This window comes from Variovorax sp. PvP013 (assembly GCF_050435945.1).
GTDB lineage: Bacteria > Pseudomonadota > Gammaproteobacteria > Burkholderiales > Burkholderiaceae_C > Variovorax.
The window spans coordinates 148,863-168,033 of sequence record NZ_JBNDLF010000002.1; the positions used below are offsets into that span (position 1 = coordinate 148,863).

Consider the following 19,171-nt stretch of genomic DNA (forward strand, 5'->3'; position numbering starts at 1 on the left):
TGTGGAGGCTCGGCATGCGGCCGGAGGTGCCGGACGTCTGGAGCAGAATCCCTAAGATACGGTGGAAGCAGGTGGGCTCGCTTTGCCGTAAAGCAAGCGGTCCGCGCTGGTGCCGAGCGCCGGCGAACCGGGCATTTTAGCCACCCGACCCCTTCTCCCGATTTCAGTGAATCGCCGCTTCCAACCCTTCACGCTGCAGCAGGCCGCCGACGGCTCCCCCACGCTCGCCGGACTGCTCGCCCGCGCGCGCGATGTCAACGAACGCCTGCGGGCGATCGAGGAGCTGATCCCGGCCGAGATGCGTTCGGCGGTCCAGGCCGGCCCGGCCGAGGGCGACGTCTGGTGCCTGCTGGTGCAGGGCAGCGCCGCCGCCGCCAAGTTGCGCCAGCTCGCGCCGAGGCTGGTGACGCGCCTGCGGTCGAAAGGCTGGGAAGTCGCCAGCATCCGGCTGAAGGTGCAGACGCGGCGCTAGCCCGATGGCCCCGGTGCGTCGCGCCAGCTCGGGGAGAATCGCGACCCCTCCCTCTCAAGACCATCGAAGTTTCCATGACCACACGCATCGACCTGCGCCCCGCCATGTTCGGCGAGCGCGAACGCATCCTGGCGACGGCGCCGGGCTTCGAATGCTCGACCTTCCGCTTCGATTCCGGCGTGGAGGCGCTGCGCATCCGCAACGACCGCGGTCACATCGTGGTGCTGCCGTTCCGCGGCCAGCAGATCTGGCGCGCGACCTTCGACGGCCGCGAACTGGCGATGCGCTCCCTGTTCGACGAGCCGTCGAGAACCACCGACTACCTGCGCACCTACGGCGCCTTCTTCCTGCACTGCGGCGTCACCGGCATGGGCGCGCCGGGCCCGCAGGACACCCATCCGCTGCACGGCGAGCTGCCCAACGCCCCGTTCGACCAGGCCACGATCGTGATCGACGAGGCCGATGCGACGCTGTGCATCGAGAGCGTCTACCGGCACGCCGTGGCCTTCTCGACCGACTACCGCGCGACGGCCCGCACGGCGATGCGTCGCGATTCGGCGCTGCTGGACGTGTCGCTCGAGGTGCACAACCGCAAGCGCGGCGCCATGGACCTGCTCTACCTCGGGCACTCGAACTTCCGGCCGATCGACGACGCGCGGCTGGTCTACAGCGCGCCCTACACGCCGGAAGCGGTGCGCGTGCGCAAGTCCATTCCCAGCCACATCACGCCCCAGCCAGGCTATGCCGAACTGCTGGACGCGCTGGCGGCGCGACCGCAGGAACACCACCGGCTCGAGGCCGGCGTGGCCTACGACCCCGAGGTCGTCTTCGCCATCGACATGGTGGCCGATGCCGAGGGCTGGGCCCACGCGCTGCAGGTGCATCCGGACGGCCGGGCCGACTACGCGGCGCACCGGCCGGAACAGGCGCCGATCGCCTCGCGCTGGCTGTGCCGCACGCCCGAGCAGGACGCCATCGGGCTGTCGATGCCGGCGACCTCGGGCGTGGAAGGCTATCGGGTGGAAAAGGCGCTCGGCCGCGTGGTGGACCTGCCCGGCGGCGCGACCTGGCGCATCGACATGCGTCTGGGTGCGCTCACGGCACCCGAAGCGCAGCAGATGGAACGCCACATCGACCAGTGCCTGGGTCGGGCCTGAGACACGGCGCCGCGAGAAGGAGGACGAGGTGATCGCGGAATCACCTGCGGGTCCCCGGCGGCGGAGCGACGGGTGCCGGGTCGGATCAGATCTGTGAGAGGGGTGGTGCCGCTTGTCGGAATCGAACTGACGACCTTCCGCTTACAAGGCGGGTGCTCTACCAACTGAGCTAAAGCGGCACGGGGCTGGATTCTAGCGGCCAGGCGTCCGGGCCCGGCCGCACCGGCGTCACTTGACGCGCTTGAGCGACGGCTTGGCGCCGCCGGTCGACGGCGGGCGCGGCGGCTCGTCGTCGGGGCCACCGGCGGGCGCATCGGCAACGCCGTTCTCGGACGACGCGTCGGCGCCGACGAGGTGGACGACATTGTTCGCATCGCCTTCGCTGCCACGCGAGGCATCGCGCAACGGCACGCGCGACGTCGGGGCGAGAGCCGGCGATGCGCTCGTCGATGCATCGGAACCGGTGGCCGGGGTCGAGGGCATGGCGGGAAACGCCATGCCCTGACCGTTCTCGCGCGCGTAGATCGCGATGACATTGCCCACGGGCACCATGATCTCGCGTGCCGTGCCCGCGAAGCGGGCCTTGAACTCGATGAAATCGTTGCCGAGCTTGAGCGAGCTGGTCGCGTCGAAGCTGACGTTGAGCACGATCTCGCCGTTCTTGACGTACTCGCGCGGCACCTGGACGCTGTCGTCGACCTGCACGGCGACATACGGCGTGAAGCCGTTGTCGGTGCACCATTCGTACAGCGCCCGGATCAGGTACGGGCGGGTGGAGGACAGTTCGGGCGCGTTGATCATGAGCAGACGCTTACTTGCGCATGACCTTCTCGGAAGGCGTCAGCGCTTCGATGTAGGCCGGGCGCGAGAAGATACGCTCGGCGTACTTCAGGAGCGGCGCGGCGTTCTTGCTCAGGTCAATGCCGTAGTAGTCGAGACGCCAGAGCAGCGGCGCGATGGCGACGTCGAGCATCGAGAAGTTGTCGCCCAGCATGTACTTGTTCTTCAGGAACACCGGCGCGAGCTGCGTCAGGCGGTCGCGGATGTGGGCGCGGGCCTTCTCCAGCGCCTTGTCGTTGCCCTTGGCGCTGCGGTTCTCGAGCGCGGCGACGTGGACGAACAGTTCCTTCTCGAAGTTGAGCAGGAACAGGCGCACGCGGGCTCGATCGACCGGATCGCCGGGCATCAGCTGCGGATGCGGGAAGCGCTCGTCGATGTACTCGTTGATGATGTTCGACTCGTACAGGATCAGGTCGCGCTCGACCAGGATCGGCACCTGGCCGTACGGGTTCATGACGGCGATGTCTTCAGGCTTGTTGTACAGGTCGACGTCGCGGATCTCGAAGTCCATGCCTTTTTCGAACAGGACGAACCGGCAGCGGTGGGAAAAGGGGCAGGTCGTACCTGAATACAGAACCATCATGGCGAAAGACTCCTAAAAATCAAAAAGAGTGGGTCGCGTTGGCAACCCACTCTGCGGGACCGGTCGCGCAGGTGCGCGGAGCCGGTCGATGTCGAACGGCTACTTGACGTCTTTCCAGTAGGAGGCGTTGAGCCGCCAGACGAAGACCAGCGCCATCGCCAGGAACAGCAGCACCCAGACGCCGACGCGCACGCGCGTGTTCTGGGCCGGCTCGGCCATCCATTGGAGGTAGTTCACGAGATCGCCCACGGCCTGGTCGTACTGCAGCGGCGTCATCTTGCCCGGCGTGACCTGTTCCCAGCCCTTGAACACCTCGACCTCGTGGCCGTGCTGCTCGACCTTGGTGTAGACCGGACGGCGATCCCCCTGCAGTTCCCACAGCACGTGCGGCATGCCGACGCTCGGGAACACGAGGTTGTTCCAGCCGGTGGCCTTGGTGTCGTCGCGATAGTAGGTACGCAGGTAGGTGTAGAGGTAGTCGGCGCCGCTGCCGCCGTGGCCGGCGCGCGAGCGCGCGACCAGGGTCAGGTCGGGCGGGTTGGCGCCGAACCATTCCTTGGCCTGGCGCGGGTCGATGTTGGCCTTCATCGTCTCGCCGACCTTGTCGGTCGTGAACAGCAGGTTGTCCTTGACTTGTTGCTCGGAGATGCCGATGTCCTGGAGCCGGTTGTAACGCATGAAGGCCGCCGAATGGCAGTTCAGGCAGTAGTTGACGAACAGCTTGGCGCCGTTCTGCAGGGACGCCAGGTCGTTGGTCCGGTTGGGCGCCTTGTCCCAGGCGATGCCGCCTTCGGCCGCCTGCGCACCGGTGACGATGCCGAGCGCGGCGATCAGCGTGAGGATGAGTTTCTTCATTCTTGTGGGCTCCGGGCTGACGGCTCAGTGCGCGGCGAAGGTCACGCGGTCCGGCACCGGCTTGAACTCGCCCAGACGGCTCCACCACGGCATGAGCAGGAAGAAGCCGAAGTAGAACAGCGTCCCGACCTGCGACACGCGCTCGCCCAGGGGCGACGGCGGCTGCACGCCCAGGTAGGCCAGTACGATGAAGTTGACGACGAAGACGCCGTAGAGGTACTTGTTCCAGCTGGGGCGGTAGCGGATCGAGCGCACCGGGCTGTGGTCCAGCCAAGGCAGGAAGAACAGGATGATGACGGCACCGCCCATCACCACCACGCCCCAGAACTTGGCGTCGATCGACAGCATCAGCGCGCAGACCACCACGGCCGCCACCACGATGGCGCCCTTGAAGATCGACGGCAGCCGCGCCTTCCAGACGCCGAAGACGGCAGCGCCCACGACGCAGGCGATGAGCGCGTACATCATCTCGCTGGTGATGGCGCGCAGCATCGAATAGAACGGCGTGAAGTACCAGACCGGCGCGATGTGGTTGGGCGTCTTGAGCGAATCGGCCGGGATGAAGTTGTTGTATTCGAGGAAGTAGCCGCCCATCTCGGGGGCGAAGAAGATCACGGCCGAGAAGATCGTCAGGAACACCACCACGCCGAAGATGTCGTGCACGGTGTAGTACGGATGCGAGGGGATGCCGTCGACCGGATGACCATCGGGGCCGCGGTTGGCCTTGATCTCGATGCCGTCGGGATTGTTCGAGCCCACCTCGTGCAGCGCGATCAGGTGGGCCACCACCAGGCCGAGCAGCACCAATGGCACGGCGATGACGTGGAAGCTGAAGAAGCGGTTGAGCGTGGCATCGCTCACCACGTAGTCGCCGCGGATCAGCAGCGCCAGGTCGGGGCCGACGAAGGGGATGGCGGCGAACAGGTTGACGATCACCTGGGCGCCCCAGTAGCTCATCTGGCCCCAGGGCAGCAGGTAGCCCATGAAGGCCTCGGCCATGAGGCACAGGAAGATCGCGCAGCCGAAGATCCAGATCAGCTCGCGCGGCTTGCGGTAGCTGCCGTAGATGAGGCCGCGGAACATGTGCAGGTAGACGACGACGAAGAACGCCGAGGCGCCGGTCGAGTGCATGTAGCGGATCAGCCAGCCCCAGGGCACGTCGCGCATGATGTACTCGACCGAGGCGAAGGCCTGGGCCGCATCCGGCTTGTAGTGCATCACCAGGAAGATGCCGGTCACGATCTGGATCACCAGGACCAGCATCGCGAGCGAGCCGAAGATGTACCAGAAGTTGAAGTTCTTCGGCGCGTAGTAGTTGCCCCACTGCTCCTTCCAGAGCTTGGTCAGGGGGAACCGGTTGTCGACCCAGTTCAGCAGCCGCTCGCCGCCGGGGGCGTTGGGGGAGATCTCGTGATAGTCAGCCATGTCGCGGGTCTCCTCAGGCCTTCTTGTCGTCGCCGATGAGCAGGCGGGTGTCGCTCATGTACATGTGCGGCGGCACCGGCAGGTTGTCGGGCGCGGGCTTGTTCTTGAAGACGCGGCCGGCCAAGTCGAAGGTCGAGCCGTGGCAGGGGCACAGGAAGCCGCCCTCCCAGTTGTCCGGCAGGGAGGGCTGCGGGCCGGCCTGCAGGCGGTCGATGGGCGAGCAGCCCAGGTGCGTGCAGATGCCGACGACGACCAGCACCTCGGGCTTGATGGAGCGGCCGGTGTTGCGCGCGTACTCGGGCGTGAATTCGGCCGGATTGCGCTTGGACTCGGGGTCGGCGAGCTGGCCGTCGAGCTTGGGGAGTTCGGCGATCTGCGCCGCCGAGCGCTTGAGGATCCAGACGGGCTTGCCGCGCCATTCGACCGTGAGCTTTTCGCCGACCTGCATGGCGCCGATGTCGACCTCGACCGGCGCGCCGGCCGCCTTGGCCTTTTCCGACGGCTGGAAGGTGCTGACGAAGGGAACGACCGTCGCCGCCCCGCCCACGGCCCCGGCGCAGCCGGAAGCGATCAACCACGTCCTCTTGCTCTTGTCGATCTTGGGGGCGCCGACAGGGATGTCACTCATGGGGGTCCTCAATCTTCTCGCTGGGCCTGGGGTCAACCGAAGATTGTAGCGGAGCGCTACAGCGCGATTCAACGCGTCGGCACCCCGGAGAACCCCCCGGAAAGCGCGTTTTCGAAGGTGTTTCCCGCGACCTCCGATGCGCTCGGCGGATCCGTTCGCGCAGTGCGCGTCAGGCGTCGGCGTTCGCCGCGAGATCCGCCGGCACCAGCGCGCGCGCCATGCGCAACGCCTCGATCAGGCTGGCCGCGTCGGCGCGGCCGGTGCCGGCGATGTCGAACGCGGTGCCGTGGTCGGGGCTGGTGCGCACCAGCGGCAGGCCGAGCGTCACGTTGACGCCCTTGTCGACGCCGAGGTACTTCACCGGGATCAGTCCCTGGTCGTGGTACATCGCGATGACGACGTCGAACTCGCCCGCATGCCCGGGCGCCGAGCGGGCGCGCATGAACACCGTGTCGGGGGCGTGCGGGCCGTTGGCGTCGATGCCCTCGGCGCGCGCCATGGCGATGGCCGGCGCGATGACGTCGCGCTCCTCGGTCCCGAACAGCCCGCCCTCCCCCGCGTGCGGGTTGAGGCCGGCCACGCCGATGCGCGGCGCGCGGCCGAGCGCGGTGCCCAGCGCGCGGTGCGCGATCCGGATCGTCTCCAGCACGCCGCCCACGTCGACCGCGTCGATGGCCCGGCGCAGCGACATGTGGATGCTGACCAGCACGGTGCGCAGCTCGTCGTTGGCCAGCATCATGCGCACCGGCATCGCCTCCAGCGGCACGCCCCGGTGCACCGCGGCCTCGGCCTGCAGCAGCTCGGTGTGTCCAGGGTACCGGTAGCCGGCGGCGGCCAGCGCTTCCTTGTGCAGGGGCGCCGTCACGATCGCGGCGACGTCGCCCGCGAGCGCCGCGCGCGCCGCCCACTCGACGCACCCGCCCGCCGCGCGGCCGGCTTCGGCGCCGATGCGGCCGACGACGACACCCTGCGGCGGCGCGACGACCTGCAGCACCGGCACGCAGTTCGGCGGCACCCCCGCAGCCTCGTCGGGCCGATCGAGCACGGCCACCGGCAGCGCGGGACGCCCCGGCGCCGCCAGCAGCCGCGCCGCCGCGCGCAACGTCGCGACGTCGCCGGCCACGAAGCAGCCGCGCGTCAGCGCCGGCGCGTCGCGAAACGCCTTGACGATGATCTCCGGCCCGATGCCGGCCGGGTCGCCCATGGTGATGGCGATGGGTTTCATGCGGGGTTGTCGATGTCGATGAACTGGTGTTTCACGCCCAGCTGGGCCGCCACGTGGGCGGCGGCGGCAGGCGCCCCGTAGCGCTCGGTCGCATGGTGCCCCGCGGCGATGAAGGCCACGCCCGTCTCGCGCGCGTAGTGCGCCTGCGGCTCGGAGATCTCGCCGGTGACGAAGGCGTCGGCCCCGGCGGCGATGGCGGCCTCGAAATAGCCCTGCGCGCCGCCGCTGCACCAGGCGACGGTGCGGATCGGTCGGCGCCCGCCCTCGACCAGCGTCACGGACCGACCCAGCACCCGCTCCACGTGCGACGCCAGGGCGAGCGCGTCGGCGAAGCTGCCGCCGTCGTCGCGCTGGCCGATGAAGCCCAGGTCCTGCTCGCCGAAACGACCCGACGCGCCCGCGTGCGCCGCCAGCCCCAGCTTCAGGCCGAGCTGCGCGTTGTTGCCCAGGTCGGGATGAGCGTCCAGCGGCAGGTGATAGGCGAAGAGGTTGATGTCGTGGGCCAGCAGCAGGCCCAGCCGCTGGCGCATCCAGCCGGTCACGCGGCCGTCCTGGCCGCGCCAGAACAGGCCGTGGTGGACGAAGATCGCGTCGGCCTCGGCTTCGATGGCGGCCTCGATCAGCGCCCGGCTGGCCGTCACGCCCGACACGATGCGCCGCACCGTCGTGCGGCCCTCCACCTGCAGGCCGTTGGGGCCGTAGTCCTTGAAGCGCGTGGGCGCCAGCAGGAGGTCGAACGCGTGCAGGAGTTCGTGTCGGGTGGTGCTCATCGCGTCATTGTCGCGCCGCGTGCATCGGATGGCCGCGCCCGGCCATGGGCAGCAGGGCCAGCAGCAGGCCGATGACCGCCAGCGCGCTCACGTAGTGCGACGGCGCCATCGGGTCCTTCTGCAGCCAGACGGTCAGGATCACCGGCGTCAGGCCGCCGAAGATGGCGTAGGACATGTTGTAGGCGAACGAGAGCCCGGTGAAGCGCACCGGCGCCGGGAAGGCGCGCACGGCGGCGATCGGCACCGTGGCGATGGTGCCCACGAACAGGCCCACCAGGCCGTAGTGCCAGAACAGCGATTCCGGCGTGCCCGGCAGGCTGCCGTAGAAGAGCCAGGTGGTGACCAGCAGGCCGCCCCAGCCGATCAGCATCGTCGCGCGCGTGCCGATGCGGTCGGTGGCCCAACCCACCACGATGCAGCCGATCGTGAGCATCAGCGTCGCGACGGCGTTGGCCTTGAGCGCCAGCGCGGCCGGCACGTGGTGGACCTTCTGCAGGTAGGTCGGCGTGTAGAGCACGACCACCACGATGGCCGCCGACAGCACCCAGGTCAGCAACCCCACGAACAGGACCGGGCCGCGGTGCTCGCGCAGCACGGTCTTGAGCGGCAGCTCGCGCGCCACGCTGCGGCGGTCGGCCAGCTCCTGGAACACCGGCGTCTCGTGCAGGAAGCGGCGCAGGTACACCGACACCAGGCCGAAGACCCCGCCCAGGACGAACGGCACGCGCCAGGCGAAGCCGGCGACCTCGGCCGGCGTGTAGTGGGTGTTGATGAACACCGCCACCAGCGAGCCCAGCAGGATGCCGCCGGTGATGCCCGAGGTCAGGGTGCCGATGCCGAAGCCGTAGCGCCGCGCCGGCACGTGCTCGGCGACGAACACCCACGCGCCGGGCATCTCGCCGCCGATGGCCGCGCCCTGCAGCGTGCGCATCGCCAGCAGCAGCAGCGGCGCCGCCACGCCGATGCTGGCGTAGGTGGGCAGCAGGCCGATGACCAGCGTGGGCGCGGCCATCAGGAAGATCGACAGCGTGAACATGCGCTTGCGGCCCAGCAGGTCGCCGAAATGCGCGATCACGATGCCGCCGAGCGGCCGCGCCAGGTAGCCCGCCGCGAAGATGCCGAAGGTCTGCAGCTGGCGCAGCCAGTCGGGCATGTCGGCCGGAAAGAACAGCGCGCCCAGCACGGTGGCGAAGAACACGTAGATGACGAAGTCGTAGAACTCGAGCGTGCCGCCCAGCGCGGACAGCGCGAGCGTCTTGTAGTCGCGCGCGTCGAGCGTGCGCGTGGGCGAAGCCGGCGAGGCGGCGATAACGGTGGCGGTCATGGCGTGGAGACCCGGGAGGACGGGACAGCGGAAAGACATCGATCGGACGGCGGCACGGACGGCGAACCAGGGTTCGCGGCGTCGTCGGGCCGGCACTCGGATGCGGGAGCGGGCATCGCTCCGGATGGGAACGCCCCGCACCGGCGCGTCCTGTGGGAGCACCGGCTGCAAGAGGGGCGTGATTCTAGGGTTTTCCCTTGGTCGACAGGCCGGACGGGTCTTGTGGCGAAGCCGGCGAACCCCGCGCCGCGCCGGGGCCTTGAGAGACAATCACCGCCCCGCGCGGCCCGTCCCGGCCATGATCACCGTCCGACCCGGGCACGTCGCCGGCCCGCGTTCCTCCGTCCCTTCCTTCCGATCCTCCTCCATGAAGCGCACCTGGCTGCTGTTCGCCCAAACCGTCACCGTCCTGCTGGCGGCCTACTTCGTCGTCGCTACGCTCCGGCCCGAGTGGCTCAACCGGCGCACCTCGCTCGGCGGGGTGGTGCCGGTCGTCGAGGCGCCAGCCGCCGCGCCGGGCGCCATCGCCGCGGGCAGCCTGAGCGCCGCGGCCAAGAAGGCCGCGCCGGCGGTGGTCAGCATCAACACCAGCAAGGCCGCGCAGCGCAACCCGCGCAGCAACGATCCATGGTTCCGCTTCTTCTTTGGCGACCAAGGCAACGACCAGCCGCAGGTCGGCCTGGGCAGCGGCGTGATCGTCAGTGCCGACGGCTACATCCTGACCAACAACCACGTCGTCGACGGCGCCGACGAGATCGACGTCACGCTCAACGACAGCCGCCACGCGCGCGGCAAGGTGATCGGCACCGACCCCGACACCGACCTGGCGGTGCTCAAGATCGAACTCGACAAGCTGCCGGTGATCGTGCTGGGCAACTCCGACGCGCTGCAGGTGGGCGATCAGGTGCTGGCCATCGGCAACCCGTTCGGCGTCGGCCAGACCGTGACCAGCGGCATCGTCTCGGCGCTGGGACGCAACCAGCTGGGCATCAACATGTTCGAGAACTTCATCCAGACCGACGCGGCCATCAACCCGGGCAATTCGGGCGGCGCGCTGGTCGACGTCAACGGCAACCTCGAGGGCATCAACACCGCCATCTACTCGCGCTCGGGCGGCAGCATGGGCATCGGCTTCGCCATTCCCGTGTCGATGGCCAAGCAGGTGCTCAGCGACATCGTGACCGAGGGCAAGGTCACGCGCGGCTGGATCGGCGTCGAGCCGGGCGACCTGTCGCCCGAACTGGCCGAGACCTTCGGTGTGAAAGCCAACGCGGGCGTGATCATCACCGGCGTGCTGCAGAACGGCCCGGCCGCGCGCGCCGGCATCCGGCCCGGCGACGTCATCACCGGCGTGGGCGACAAGAAGGTCGACAACGTCCAGGAACTGCTGACCGCCGTGGCCGGGCTCAAGCCGGGCATCGAGGCACGCTTCGCGTTGCAGCGCGGCAGCGACCGGATGGAACTCAACGTCAATCCCGGCCTGCGCCCGAAGACGCAGGCACGGCGCAATCCGGCGGAGATCGAATAGGCGACGGACCGGCAACGAGACCGGCGACGGACGGGCCTCAGGGCCGCGTCGTCAGGTCCGTGGCGTCTTCCGGCGCCTTGCTGTGCTTGACGAAGTAGCGCGCCGCGACGATGCCGATCTCGTAGAGCAGGCACATCGGAATGGCCAGCGCGAGCTGCGACACCACGTCCGGCGGCGTCAGCACCGCCGCCACGACGAACGACAGCACGATGAAGTAGCCGCGGAAGCTGCGCAGCTTCTCGACCGTCACCATCTCGAAGCGCACCAGCAGCATCACCACGATGGGCACCTGGAAGGCGCAGCCGAAGGCGATGTAGAGCGACAGAATCGCTTCCACGTACGACGAGATGTCGGGCGTGGCGTTCACCGAGGGTGGCGTGAAGCGCTGGATGAAGCCGAACATCTTGTCCAGCACGAAGAACTGCACGAAGGCGATGCCGATGTAGGCCAGCAGGCTGCCGAAGAAGATCAGCGGCAGCGCGAAGCGCTTCTCGTGGCTGTAGAGGCCCGGCGCCACGAACATCCAGATCTGGTACATGAGCCACGGCAGGGCCACCAGCACCGCCGTCATGCCCAGCACCTTCAGCGGCACGAAGAAGGGCGAGAACACGCCGATGGCGATCAGCTTCGCGCCATCGGGCATGTGGGCGCGGATCGGCATCGCGATCAGGTCGATCAGGCCGGCCGGGCCGGGCCAGAGGGCGAGCAGCGCGGCGGCCACGGCGAGGCCGTAGACGCAATAGAGCAGGCGGTCGCGCAGTTCGACCAGGTGCTGGACGAAGGGCTGCTCCGTGCCGGCGAGCTCGTCTTCTTTGTCTTTGGGAGTGGATTCGGCCATGGGAGAGCGCTGCGGGCGGTGACACCGGCGCCGCGGGTCGCAGCGGCCGGCCCGGCCCGTGGGGTGGCTAGTTGATCTTGTGCGGCCGGAAACGCGCGACGCGCGCGGCCCCGGACAGCGCCTTGGTGCGCACGCCGTTGCGGGCCTTGTACCACTGGGGCGTGGCGCCCTGCTTCAGGCGCCAGTTCTTGCGCGGGTGCCTGTAGACCGGCATGACGGGCGCGTAGGGCACCTCGGGCTCGGCCAGGGCCGACAGGGTCTGGCCACTTTCTGAGAATTGCTTCTCGAAGTCGCTGGCGCCCGAATGGATCGACTGCTCGACGTCGCGCGCGGCCTCGTGCACCGAGTCCTTCATCTTGCGCAGCTCGTCGAGGTCCATCGAGCGATTGACCTCGGCCTTGACGTCGTTGACGTAGCGCTGGGCTTTGCCCAGCAGCATGCCGACGGTGCGCGCCACGCGCGGCAGCTTCTCGGGGCCGATGACGATGAGCGCCACGGCGCCGATCAGCGCCAGCTTGGAAATGCCGAGATCGATCACGTCGTGCGGCGGATCAGGACTTGTGGCGCGCTTCGACGTCGATGGTGGTCGACTTGTCGGCGGCCGCGTGGCCGGTCACGTGCTGCGTCGGCGTCGTCGGCGCGGGCGTGACGACGGGCGAGTCGGTGGTCGAGCCGTCCTTCATGCCGTCCTTGAAGCCCTTGACGGCACCGCCCAGGTCGGAACCCATGTTGCGCAGCTTCTTGGTGCCGAAGATCATGACGACGACGAGCAGCACGATCAGCCAGTGCCAGATAGAAAAAGAACCCATGGATGACTCCTGAAGAATGTGAAGAATTTTAGTCGGCGCCGCGATGGCACCGGGACGACGCGGGAGATCGGCCTTCGATCAGCCCTTGAGCCAGGGCCTCGGTCCGCCCATGACGTGGACGTGCAGGTGGTGGACCTCCTGCCCGCCCTCGGCGCCGGTGTTGACGACGACGCGGAAGCCGCCCTCCGGGTACGGCCGGCAGCCCTGCTCGAGCGCCAGCCGGGGGGCCAGCGTCATGATCCGGCCCATCAGCGCGGCGTCGTCGTCGGTGAGCTGGGCCATCGATGGGATGTGGCGCTTGGGCACGATCAGCAGGTGCACCGGCGCCCAGGGTGCGATGTCGTGGAAGACGAAGACGTCCTCGTCCTCGTAAACCTTCTTCGACGGGATCTGCCCGGCGACGATCTTGCAGAAGACGCAGTTCGGATCAGAGGACATTCGAGGTCTCCATGGCGCGGCCGGCGTTCATGCGGGCCATGCCCTTGACGATGCGGTAGAGGAACCACAGCGAGATCAGGCCCCAGGCGATCCAGCCCGGCAGGATGAAGACCAGCCAGAGCGGCGCGGTCAGCAGGTAGGCCACGCCGGCCCACACCACCGAGCGGATGCGCCAGCTGAAGTGTGAGGCCTGCCAGGTGCCGGTCGCCTCCGGCCGCTTGACGATGTCGATGATCAGCGCGAGCAGCAGCAGCGCGATCGACGCCTGCGCGCCGGGCAGCACGGCGCTCACGGCCACGATCAGGTGCAGGGCGTAGCTGATCCAGCCCCAGGTGCGCAGGGATTTGTGGGGTTCGACGTCGACGATGTCACGGGCCATGGTGATCCTTGTCCTTCATTGCTCGCGGGCTTCGCGGTCCTGCGCCTTGCGCAGGGCCTTCTCCTCGATGCCGCTGGTGCCTTCGCGGCGCTCCAGTTCGGCGACGACCTCGCGCGGCGCCAGGCCGTAGTGCGCGAGGGCGATCATGCTGTGGAACCACAGGTCGGCGACTTCGTTCACTATTTTTTGCCGGTCGCCGCCGTGGTCGGCGTCCTTGGCCGCCATCACGACCTCGGTCGCCTCCTCGCCGATCTTCTTGAGGAAGGCGTCGGGGCCCTTGTGCAGGAGCCGGGCGACATAGCTCGTGTCGGGGTCGCCGCCGCGTGCCGGCAGGCGGCTCTCGATGACGGCCGCCAGGCGCGCCAGGGCGTCGGTGGCGGAGTGGTCGGCGTCGGAGGGGGTCGTCGATGTCATGGGTCTTGCTTCTACTTGTAGATGGACTCGGGGTCCTTGAGAACCGGCTCGACGGCCGTCCACCGACCATTCTCGTAGCGGCTGAAGAAGCAGCTGTGGCGCCCGGTGTGACAGGCGATGCCGGGCTCGTGGCCGAGCTGCGTGACCTTGAGCAGCACGACGTCGTTGTCGCAGTCCAGGCGGATCTCGTGCACGGTCTGCACGTGGCCCGATTCCTCGCCCTTGAACCACAGCTTCGCGCGCGAGCGGCTGAAATACACCGCGCGGCCGAGTTCAGCGGTCTTCTGGAGCGCCTCGCGGTTCATCCAGGCGAACATCAGCACGTCGTTGCTGCCCTGTTCCTGCGCGATCACCGGCACCAGGCCGGCGGTGTCCCATTTCACTTCGTCGAGCCAATTGGTCATCGGACGATTGTCGCAAACCGCTGACAGGGCATCAGGTCCGCACCGGGATGCCGCGCGCGGCCATCAGCGCCTTGGCTTCGCCGACCGTGTGGTCGCCGTAGTGGAAGATGCTCGCGGCCAGCACGGCATCGGCGCCGCCGGCCTGCACGCCGTCGGCCAGGTGGTCGAGGTTGCCGACGCCGCCGGAGGCGATCACCGGCACGCCGACCGCGTCGCTCACCGCGCGCGTGAGCTCGAGGTCGAAGCCGCTCTTGGTGCCGTCGCGGTCCATGCTGGTCAGCAGGATCTCGCCGGCGCCGCGCCGCGCCATCTCGGCGGCCCAGCGCACGACGTCGAGGCCCGTGTTCTTGCGCCCGCCGTGGCTGTAGACGTCCCAGCCGGGACCGCGCTCGGCGGCGTCGGCAGCCGTGCGGCGCTTGGCGTCGATGGCCACCACGATGCATTGGGCGCCGTAGCGGTGCGAGACCTCGTCGATCACCGCCGGGTTGGCGATGGCGGCGGAATTGAAGCTGGTCTTGTCGGCGCCGGCGTTGAGCAGCCGGCGCACGTCCTCGACCGTGCGCACGCCGCCGCCCACCGTCAGCGGGATGAAGACCTGCGAGGCGACGGCCTCGATGATCGGCAGGATCAGGTCGCGACCGTCGCTGGTGGCGGTGATGTCGAGGAAGGTGAGCTCGTCGGCGCCCTGCGCGTTGTAGCGCGCGGCGATCTCGACCGGGTCGCCGGCATCGCGCAGCTCGAGAAAGTTGACGCCCTTGACGACGCGGCCGCCGGTCACGTCGAGACAGGGAATGATGCGTTTGGCGAGCATTGGGCTGGGTTTCGGAGGATCGAAGGTTCGAGGATTCGGGGTTCAGCGCGCGGCGAGCTGCTGCCAGGCCTGCCACGACTCGCCGGGGGCGAGCGCCACGGGCGCGTCGACGGCGGCGGCCTCGACGCAGAGCATGTGCCGGTAACCGTCGTCGGGCAGGTCGGCGAGCCTGGCGGCCAGCACCTCGCCGGGGTTCCAGACGACGGTCTCGGTGCAGCTGGACGACTGCGCGATCTCCAACGTGCCCGAGGGTTGCACGAGCCGCAATGGCGTGGCCGGGGCCGCGTAGACGCTGTCGAACTCGGCGTCGAAGGTCAGGGCGTCGGCGCCCTCCTCCAGGTGGCGGTCGCGCACGGCGTCCCAGCGCTTCGCACCCCGCAGGCCTTCGAGCCGCGCCTGGGCGATGTCGTCGACCCGCAGGTAGCTGTGCAGGGCGCCGGTGAACGACCAGGGCGTGTCGCCGGTGTTGCGGACGTCGAGCGCGATGCGCAGGCGGTCGGTGCCCAGCGTCGCTTCCAGCCGCAGTCCGAAGCCGTGCGGCCAGAGCGCGCGCGTGGCCGTGTCGTCGTCCAGCCGCAACGCGATGCGCGAGGGTGCCGCCGGATCGGCGTCTTCGAGCCGCCAGGCCACGTTGCGCGCGAAACCGTGCTTGGCCAGCGGGCCGCGCTGGTTGAACTGCGGCCAGCAGATCGGCACGCCGCCGCGGATGGCGGCGCGGCCGTCGAAGACGGAATCCGGGCTGAGGTAGAGCCGCTCGACGCCGTCCGGCGTGAGCCACGACAGCAGGTGGCCGCCATGCAGCGCCACGGTGCAGTTCGCCCCGTCGGGCGCGCTCAGGCGGAAGGCGGGCTGGCCGCGGAAGTCGATCGGAGAGACGGAGGGAACAGGCATGCCGGGATTCTAGGGATGGCGCAAGGCTCGCCGGGGCCGGGCCTCGTCGAGCCACACGGCGACTCGCCGCGACAGCACGTCATGCGCGATCCGGCCTCCCGGCGTCGCGATGCGAAAGGTTGCGACCGCGCCAGGAAGGCATCCGAGCCAGGCTTGGCTCAGGCGCCGGTCGCGAGCGCGTCGGCGCGGGTCTGGGCGGCGGCGAAGTCGAGGTCGCCCGAATAGATCGCCCGGCCGCAGATCACGCCCTCGACGCCTTCGGACTCGACCGCGCAGAGCTGCTCGATGTCGGCCATGTTCGACAGGCCGCCCGAGGCGATCACGGGGATCGTCAGCGCCCGGGCGAGCTTGACGGTGGCGTCGATGTTGATGCCCGAGAGCATGCCGTCGCGGCCGATGTCGGTGTAGATGATCGACTCGACGCCGTAGTCCTCGAACTTCTTGCCCAGGTCGGCGACCTCGTGGCCGGTGAGCTTGCTCCAGCCGTCGGTGGCGACCTTGCCGTCCTTGGCGTCGAGGCCGACGATGATGTGGCCGCCGAAGGCGACGCAGGCGTCCTTCAGGAAGCCCGGGTTCTTCACCGCCGCGGTGCCGATGATCACGTAGCGCAGGCCGTCGTCGATGTAGCGCTCGATGGTGTCGAGGTCGCGGATGCCGCCGCCGAGCTGCACCGGGATCTCCTCGCCGACCTCGCGCAGGATCGCCTTGATCGCCGCGTGGTTCTGCGGCTTGCCGGCGAAGGCGCCGTTGAGGTCGACCAGGTGCAGGCGGCGCGCGCCGGCCTCGACCCACTTGCGCGCCATGGCGGCGGGGTCTTCGCTGAAGATGGTGGACTGGTCCATGTCGCCCTGTTTCAGGCGAACGCAGTGACCGTCCTTGAGATCGATGGCGGGAATCAGCAGCATGGGAGAGCGGACCGCGGAGGGTCTCAGGGGTTCCAGTGGAGGAAGTTGCGATAGAGCCGCAGACCGTGGTCGGCGCTCTTCTCGGGGTGGAACTGGGTGGCGAAGAGGTTGTCGCGCGCGATCGCCGCCGCGAAGGGCGCGCCGTAGTCGGCCTCGCCCACGGCGTGGCGCGCATCGGCCGGCCGGGCGTAGAAGCTGTGCACGAAGTAGAAGTAGGCGTCGTCGGGCACGCCGTCCCACATCGCGTGGGGCCGGGCCTGGCGGACCTGGTTCCAGCCCATCTGCGGCACCTTGAAGCGGCTGCCGTCGGGCTGCAGGCGCCCGGCGAGGTCGAACTTGACGACGTCGCCCGGGATCAGCCCGAGCCCGTCGGTGGGGCCTTCCTCGCTGCGCGAGAGCAGCATCTGCATGCCCACGCAGACGCCGAACAGCGGCTTGCTCGCGGCGGCCTCGAGCACCGAGTCCCGCAGGCCCGAGTCGCGCAGCTCGCGCATGCAGTCGGGCATCGCGCCCTGCCCCGGCAGCACGACGCGGGTGGCACGGCGCACGACGTCCGGGTCGGCGGTGACGAAGACCTCGACGCCGGCCTGGTCGGCCGCGTGCCGCACGGCCTGCGACACCGAGCGCAGGTTGCCCATGCCGTAGTCGACGACGGCCACGGAATTGGTGGAGGTCGTCACGGTCAGAGCGTGCCCTTGGTCGAGGGGATGACGCCGGCCGAGCGGGGATCGAGCTCCAGCGCCGCGCGCAGCGCCCGGGCGAAGGCCTTGAACACCGTCTCGCACTGGTGGTGCGCGTTGATGCCCTTGAGGTTGTCGATGTGCAGCGTCACGCCGGCGTGGTTGGCGAAGCCCTGGAAGAACTCGTAGGCGAGCTGGGTGTCGAAGGCGCCGATCATGCCGCTGGTGAACGGGATGTGCAGGTGCAGGCCCGGGCGGCCGGAGAAGTCGATGACGACGCGGCTGAGCGCCTCGTCCAGCGGCACGTAGGCATGGCCGTAGCGGCGGATGCCCCTCTTGTCGCCCACCGCCTTGGCCACGGCCTGGCCGAGGGTGATGCCGACGTCCTCGACGGTGTGGTGGCCGTCGATGTGCAGGTCGCCCTGGCAGTCGATGTCGAGGTCGATCAGCCCGTGGCGGGCGATCTGGTCGAGCATGTGGTCGAAGAAGCCGATGCCGGTGGCGAGCTTGGCGCGGCCGGTGCCGTCGAGGTCGACGCGCACGTCGATGCGGGTCTCGGCCGTGTGGCGGGTGACCGCCGCCGTGCGCGCGCCGACCGGAACGGTGGCGGCGGCGGTGACGACCGCCCCGGGTGCCGTGGGTGTGTTCATAGGGATGCTTCGAGGGCCGCGAGCATGCGCGCGTTCTCGTCGGCCGTTCCGACGGTCAGGCGCAGGCAGTTCGCCAGCAAGGGGTGCATTTTAGAAATGTTCTTGACCAGCACGCCACGCGCCTTCATGCCGTCGAAGGTCCGGGCGGCGTCGGGGACGCGGATGAGGATCATGTTGGCGTCGCTCGGCCACTGGCGCACGCCCGGCAGGCGGTCCAGCGCCTCGACCAGCCGCTCGCGCTGCGCCCGGATGTCGGCCGCCTGGGCCTCGAAGACCGGCGCGTGTTCCAGCGCGAAGCGCGCGCACTCGCAGTTGAGCACGCTGACGTTGTAGGGCGGGCGCACCTTGTCGATCTCGGCGACCAGCGCCGCCGGCCCGATCAGGTAGCCCAGCCGCACGCCGGCCAGGCCGAACTTGCTCAGGGTGCGCATCAGCAGCACGTGGCCGTGGCGCGCGATGCGGTCGATGTAGCTGCGCGAGGCGAAGGGCTGGTAGGCCTCGTCGATGACCACCAGGCCGCCCTGCGCCCCCTGGGCCTCGACGATGCGCTCGATGACGTCGTCGTCCCACAGGTTGGCCGTCGGGTTGTTCGGGTAGGCCAGGTGGACGATGGCCGGCTGCTCGCGCGCGATGGCCGCGAGCATGGCGGGGCCGTCGAGCTCGAAGTCGGTCGTCAGCGGCACGCCGGTGAAGGCCAGGCCCTGGAGCTGCGCGCTGACACCGTACATCACGAAGCCGGGCACCGGCGCCAGCACCGAGGCGCCGGGCCGGTCGCAGGCCATGGTGACGAGCGAGATCAGCTCGTCGGAGCCGTTGCCCAGCATCAGCTCGAAGCCCTCGGGCAGGCGCGCGTGCGCGGCCAGGGCGCGCTTGAGCTCGGCGTTGCCGTGGTTGGCCGGATAGCGGTTGAGCGCCAGCGCGCCCAGGCGGCGGCCGAGTTCGGCCTGCAGGTCCGCCGGCAGCACGTGCGGGTTCTCCATGGCGTCGAGCTTGAGGACGCCGGACGCGGCGTCCTGCACGACATAGGCGTGCATGGCGCGGACGTCCTCGCGGATGCGTTCGAGGGCGCGGCCGGTGCCGGCGGCGATGTCGGTGGCGGTGGCCTCGCCGGCGAGCGTGTCGGTGGGAATGGAAGCGGTCATGGA

At 69.3% G+C, this 19,171-nt stretch carries 24 protein-coding genes and 1 tRNA gene; 3 read left to right on the forward strand and 22 right to left on the reverse strand.

Features of this window, described 5'->3' with window-relative positions; genetic code table 11:
* Positions 1–166: 166 nt before the first annotated feature.
* Together ABID77_RS08560 and ABID77_RS08565 are read left to right on the forward strand one after the other, a co-directional pair.
* Positions 167–472, forward strand: coding sequence for a DciA family protein (locus ABID77_RS08560; protein WP_429593766.1), 306 nt, complete (start codon positions 167–169; stop codon positions 470–472).
* Between the two features lie 74 nt (positions 473–546).
* Positions 547–1,629 (forward strand): DUF4432 family protein, encoded by a 1,083-nt coding sequence (locus ABID77_RS08565; protein WP_429593768.1) that lies wholly within the window; start codon positions 547–549, stop codon positions 1,627–1,629.
* Between the two features lie 103 nt (positions 1,630–1,732).
* On the opposite strand, the gene ABID77_RS08570 is transcribed toward ABID77_RS08565, so the two are convergent.
* The 9 genes from ABID77_RS08570 to ABID77_RS08610 form a co-directional block, all read right to left on the reverse strand.
* Positions 1,733–1,808: transfer RNA gene (locus ABID77_RS08570), tRNA-Thr, on the reverse strand.
* A gap of 49 nt (positions 1,809–1,857) precedes the next feature.
* Positions 1,858–2,430, reverse strand: coding sequence for a ClpXP protease specificity-enhancing factor (locus tag ABID77_RS08575; RefSeq protein ID WP_429593771.1), 573 nt, complete (start codon positions 2,428–2,430; stop codon positions 1,858–1,860).
* A gap of 10 nt (positions 2,431–2,440) precedes the next feature.
* Positions 2,441–3,052, reverse strand: a complete 612-nt coding sequence (locus tag ABID77_RS08580; RefSeq protein WP_429593774.1) for a glutathione S-transferase N-terminal domain-containing protein — start codon at positions 3,050–3,052, stop codon at positions 2,441–2,443.
* A gap of 99 nt (positions 3,053–3,151) precedes the next feature.
* Positions 3,152–3,907, reverse strand: a complete 756-nt coding sequence (locus ABID77_RS08585) for a cytochrome c1 (RefSeq protein WP_429593777.1) — start codon at positions 3,905–3,907, stop codon at positions 3,152–3,154.
* A 24-nt stretch (positions 3,908–3,931) separates the two neighbouring features.
* Positions 3,932–5,332: a cytochrome b gene (locus tag ABID77_RS08590; protein WP_429593780.1), complete on the reverse strand. Its 1,401-nt coding sequence runs from the start codon at positions 5,330–5,332 to the stop codon at positions 3,932–3,934.
* A gap of 13 nt (positions 5,333–5,345) precedes the next feature.
* Positions 5,346–5,960 carry a ubiquinol-cytochrome c reductase iron-sulfur subunit gene (gene petA / locus ABID77_RS08595; protein WP_429593783.1) on the reverse strand — a complete coding sequence of 205 codons (615 nt, stop codon included), beginning with the start codon at positions 5,958–5,960 and terminating at the stop codon, positions 5,346–5,348.
* Positions 5,961–6,129: 169 nt separating this feature from the next.
* Positions 6,130–7,185, reverse strand: coding sequence for a 4-hydroxythreonine-4-phosphate dehydrogenase PdxA (gene pdxA / locus ABID77_RS08600; RefSeq protein WP_429593786.1), 1,056 nt, complete (start codon positions 7,183–7,185; stop codon positions 6,130–6,132).
* Positions 7,182–7,955, reverse strand: coding sequence for a Nif3-like dinuclear metal center hexameric protein (locus ABID77_RS08605; protein WP_429593789.1), 774 nt, complete (start codon positions 7,953–7,955; stop codon positions 7,182–7,184). Before ABID77_RS08605 ends, pdxA begins: the two co-directional genes overlap by 4 nt.
* Positions 7,956–7,959: 4 nt before the next feature.
* Positions 7,960–9,279, reverse strand: coding sequence for an MFS transporter (locus tag ABID77_RS08610; protein WP_429593791.1), 1,320 nt, complete (start codon positions 9,277–9,279; stop codon positions 7,960–7,962).
* Between the two features lie 367 nt (positions 9,280–9,646).
* Between ABID77_RS08610 and ABID77_RS08615 the strand changes: the two genes are divergently transcribed.
* Positions 9,647–10,807, forward strand: coding sequence for a trypsin-like peptidase domain-containing protein (locus tag ABID77_RS08615; RefSeq protein WP_429593794.1), 1,161 nt, complete (start codon positions 9,647–9,649; stop codon positions 10,805–10,807).
* Positions 10,808–10,844: 37 nt separating this feature from the next.
* Here the strand turns inward: ABID77_RS08615 and tatC are convergent, their stop codons facing one another.
* The 13 genes from tatC to hisC form a co-directional block, all read right to left on the reverse strand.
* The gene (gene tatC, locus ABID77_RS08620) at positions 10,845–11,645 is read right to left on the reverse strand and encodes a twin-arginine translocase subunit TatC (protein WP_429593797.1); all 801 of its coding nucleotides are present in this window, start codon (positions 11,643–11,645) and stop codon (positions 10,845–10,847) included.
* 67 nt (positions 11,646–11,712) lie between these two features.
* Entirely contained in the window at positions 11,713–12,183 is a 471-nt protein-coding gene (gene tatB / locus ABID77_RS08625) for a Sec-independent protein translocase protein TatB (RefSeq protein WP_429593800.1), read from the reverse strand.
* A gap of 13 nt (positions 12,184–12,196) precedes the next feature.
* Positions 12,197–12,454 carry a Sec-independent protein translocase subunit TatA gene (gene tatA / locus ABID77_RS08630; protein WP_429593802.1) on the reverse strand — a complete coding sequence of 86 codons (258 nt, stop codon included), beginning with the start codon at positions 12,452–12,454 and terminating at the stop codon, positions 12,197–12,199.
* A 78-nt stretch (positions 12,455–12,532) separates the two neighbouring features.
* Positions 12,533–12,892: a histidine triad nucleotide-binding protein gene (locus tag ABID77_RS08635; RefSeq protein WP_429593805.1), complete on the reverse strand. Its 360-nt coding sequence runs from the start codon at positions 12,890–12,892 to the stop codon at positions 12,533–12,535.
* Complete coding sequence (locus ABID77_RS08640; RefSeq protein ID WP_429593807.1) at positions 12,882–13,271, reverse strand: DUF4870 family protein; 390 nt, start codon at positions 13,269–13,271, stop codon at positions 12,882–12,884. The genes ABID77_RS08635 and ABID77_RS08640 overlap by 11 nt, the downstream gene beginning before the upstream one ends.
* Positions 13,272–13,286: 15 nt before the next feature.
* Positions 13,287–13,685 carry a phosphoribosyl-ATP diphosphatase gene (locus ABID77_RS08645; protein ID WP_429593810.1) on the reverse strand — a complete coding sequence of 133 codons (399 nt, stop codon included), beginning with the start codon at positions 13,683–13,685 and terminating at the stop codon, positions 13,287–13,289.
* An 11-nt stretch (positions 13,686–13,696) separates the two neighbouring features.
* Positions 13,697–14,089, reverse strand: coding sequence for a phosphoribosyl-AMP cyclohydrolase (gene hisI / locus ABID77_RS08650; RefSeq protein ID WP_429593813.1), 393 nt, complete (start codon positions 14,087–14,089; stop codon positions 13,697–13,699).
* Positions 14,090–14,120: 31 nt separating this feature from the next.
* The gene (gene hisF / locus ABID77_RS08655; RefSeq protein WP_429593816.1) at positions 14,121–14,900 is read right to left on the reverse strand and encodes an imidazole glycerol phosphate synthase subunit HisF; all 780 of its coding nucleotides are present in this window, start codon (positions 14,898–14,900) and stop codon (positions 14,121–14,123) included.
* A gap of 42 nt (positions 14,901–14,942) precedes the next feature.
* The gene (locus ABID77_RS08660; RefSeq protein WP_429593819.1) at positions 14,943–15,791 is read right to left on the reverse strand and encodes a D-hexose-6-phosphate mutarotase; all 849 of its coding nucleotides are present in this window, start codon (positions 15,789–15,791) and stop codon (positions 14,943–14,945) included.
* A gap of 158 nt (positions 15,792–15,949) precedes the next feature.
* Complete coding sequence (hisA, locus tag ABID77_RS08665; protein WP_429593822.1) at positions 15,950–16,696, reverse strand: 1-(5-phosphoribosyl)-5-[(5-phosphoribosylamino)methylideneamino]imidazole-4-carboxamide isomerase; 747 nt, start codon at positions 16,694–16,696, stop codon at positions 15,950–15,952.
* Positions 16,697–16,719: 23 nt separating this feature from the next.
* The gene (hisH, locus tag ABID77_RS08670; RefSeq protein WP_429593825.1) at positions 16,720–17,376 is read right to left on the reverse strand and encodes an imidazole glycerol phosphate synthase subunit HisH; all 657 of its coding nucleotides are present in this window, start codon (positions 17,374–17,376) and stop codon (positions 16,720–16,722) included.
* A 2-nt stretch (positions 17,377–17,378) separates the two neighbouring features.
* Entirely contained in the window at positions 17,379–18,026 is a 648-nt protein-coding gene (gene hisB / locus ABID77_RS08675) for an imidazoleglycerol-phosphate dehydratase HisB (RefSeq protein ID WP_429593827.1), read from the reverse strand.
* Positions 18,023–19,168 carry a histidinol-phosphate transaminase gene (gene hisC, locus ABID77_RS08680; protein ID WP_429593830.1) on the reverse strand — a complete coding sequence of 382 codons (1,146 nt, stop codon included), beginning with the start codon at positions 19,166–19,168 and terminating at the stop codon, positions 18,023–18,025. The genes hisB and hisC overlap by 4 nt, the downstream gene beginning before the upstream one ends.
* Between the last annotated feature and the right edge of the window lie 3 nt (positions 19,169–19,171).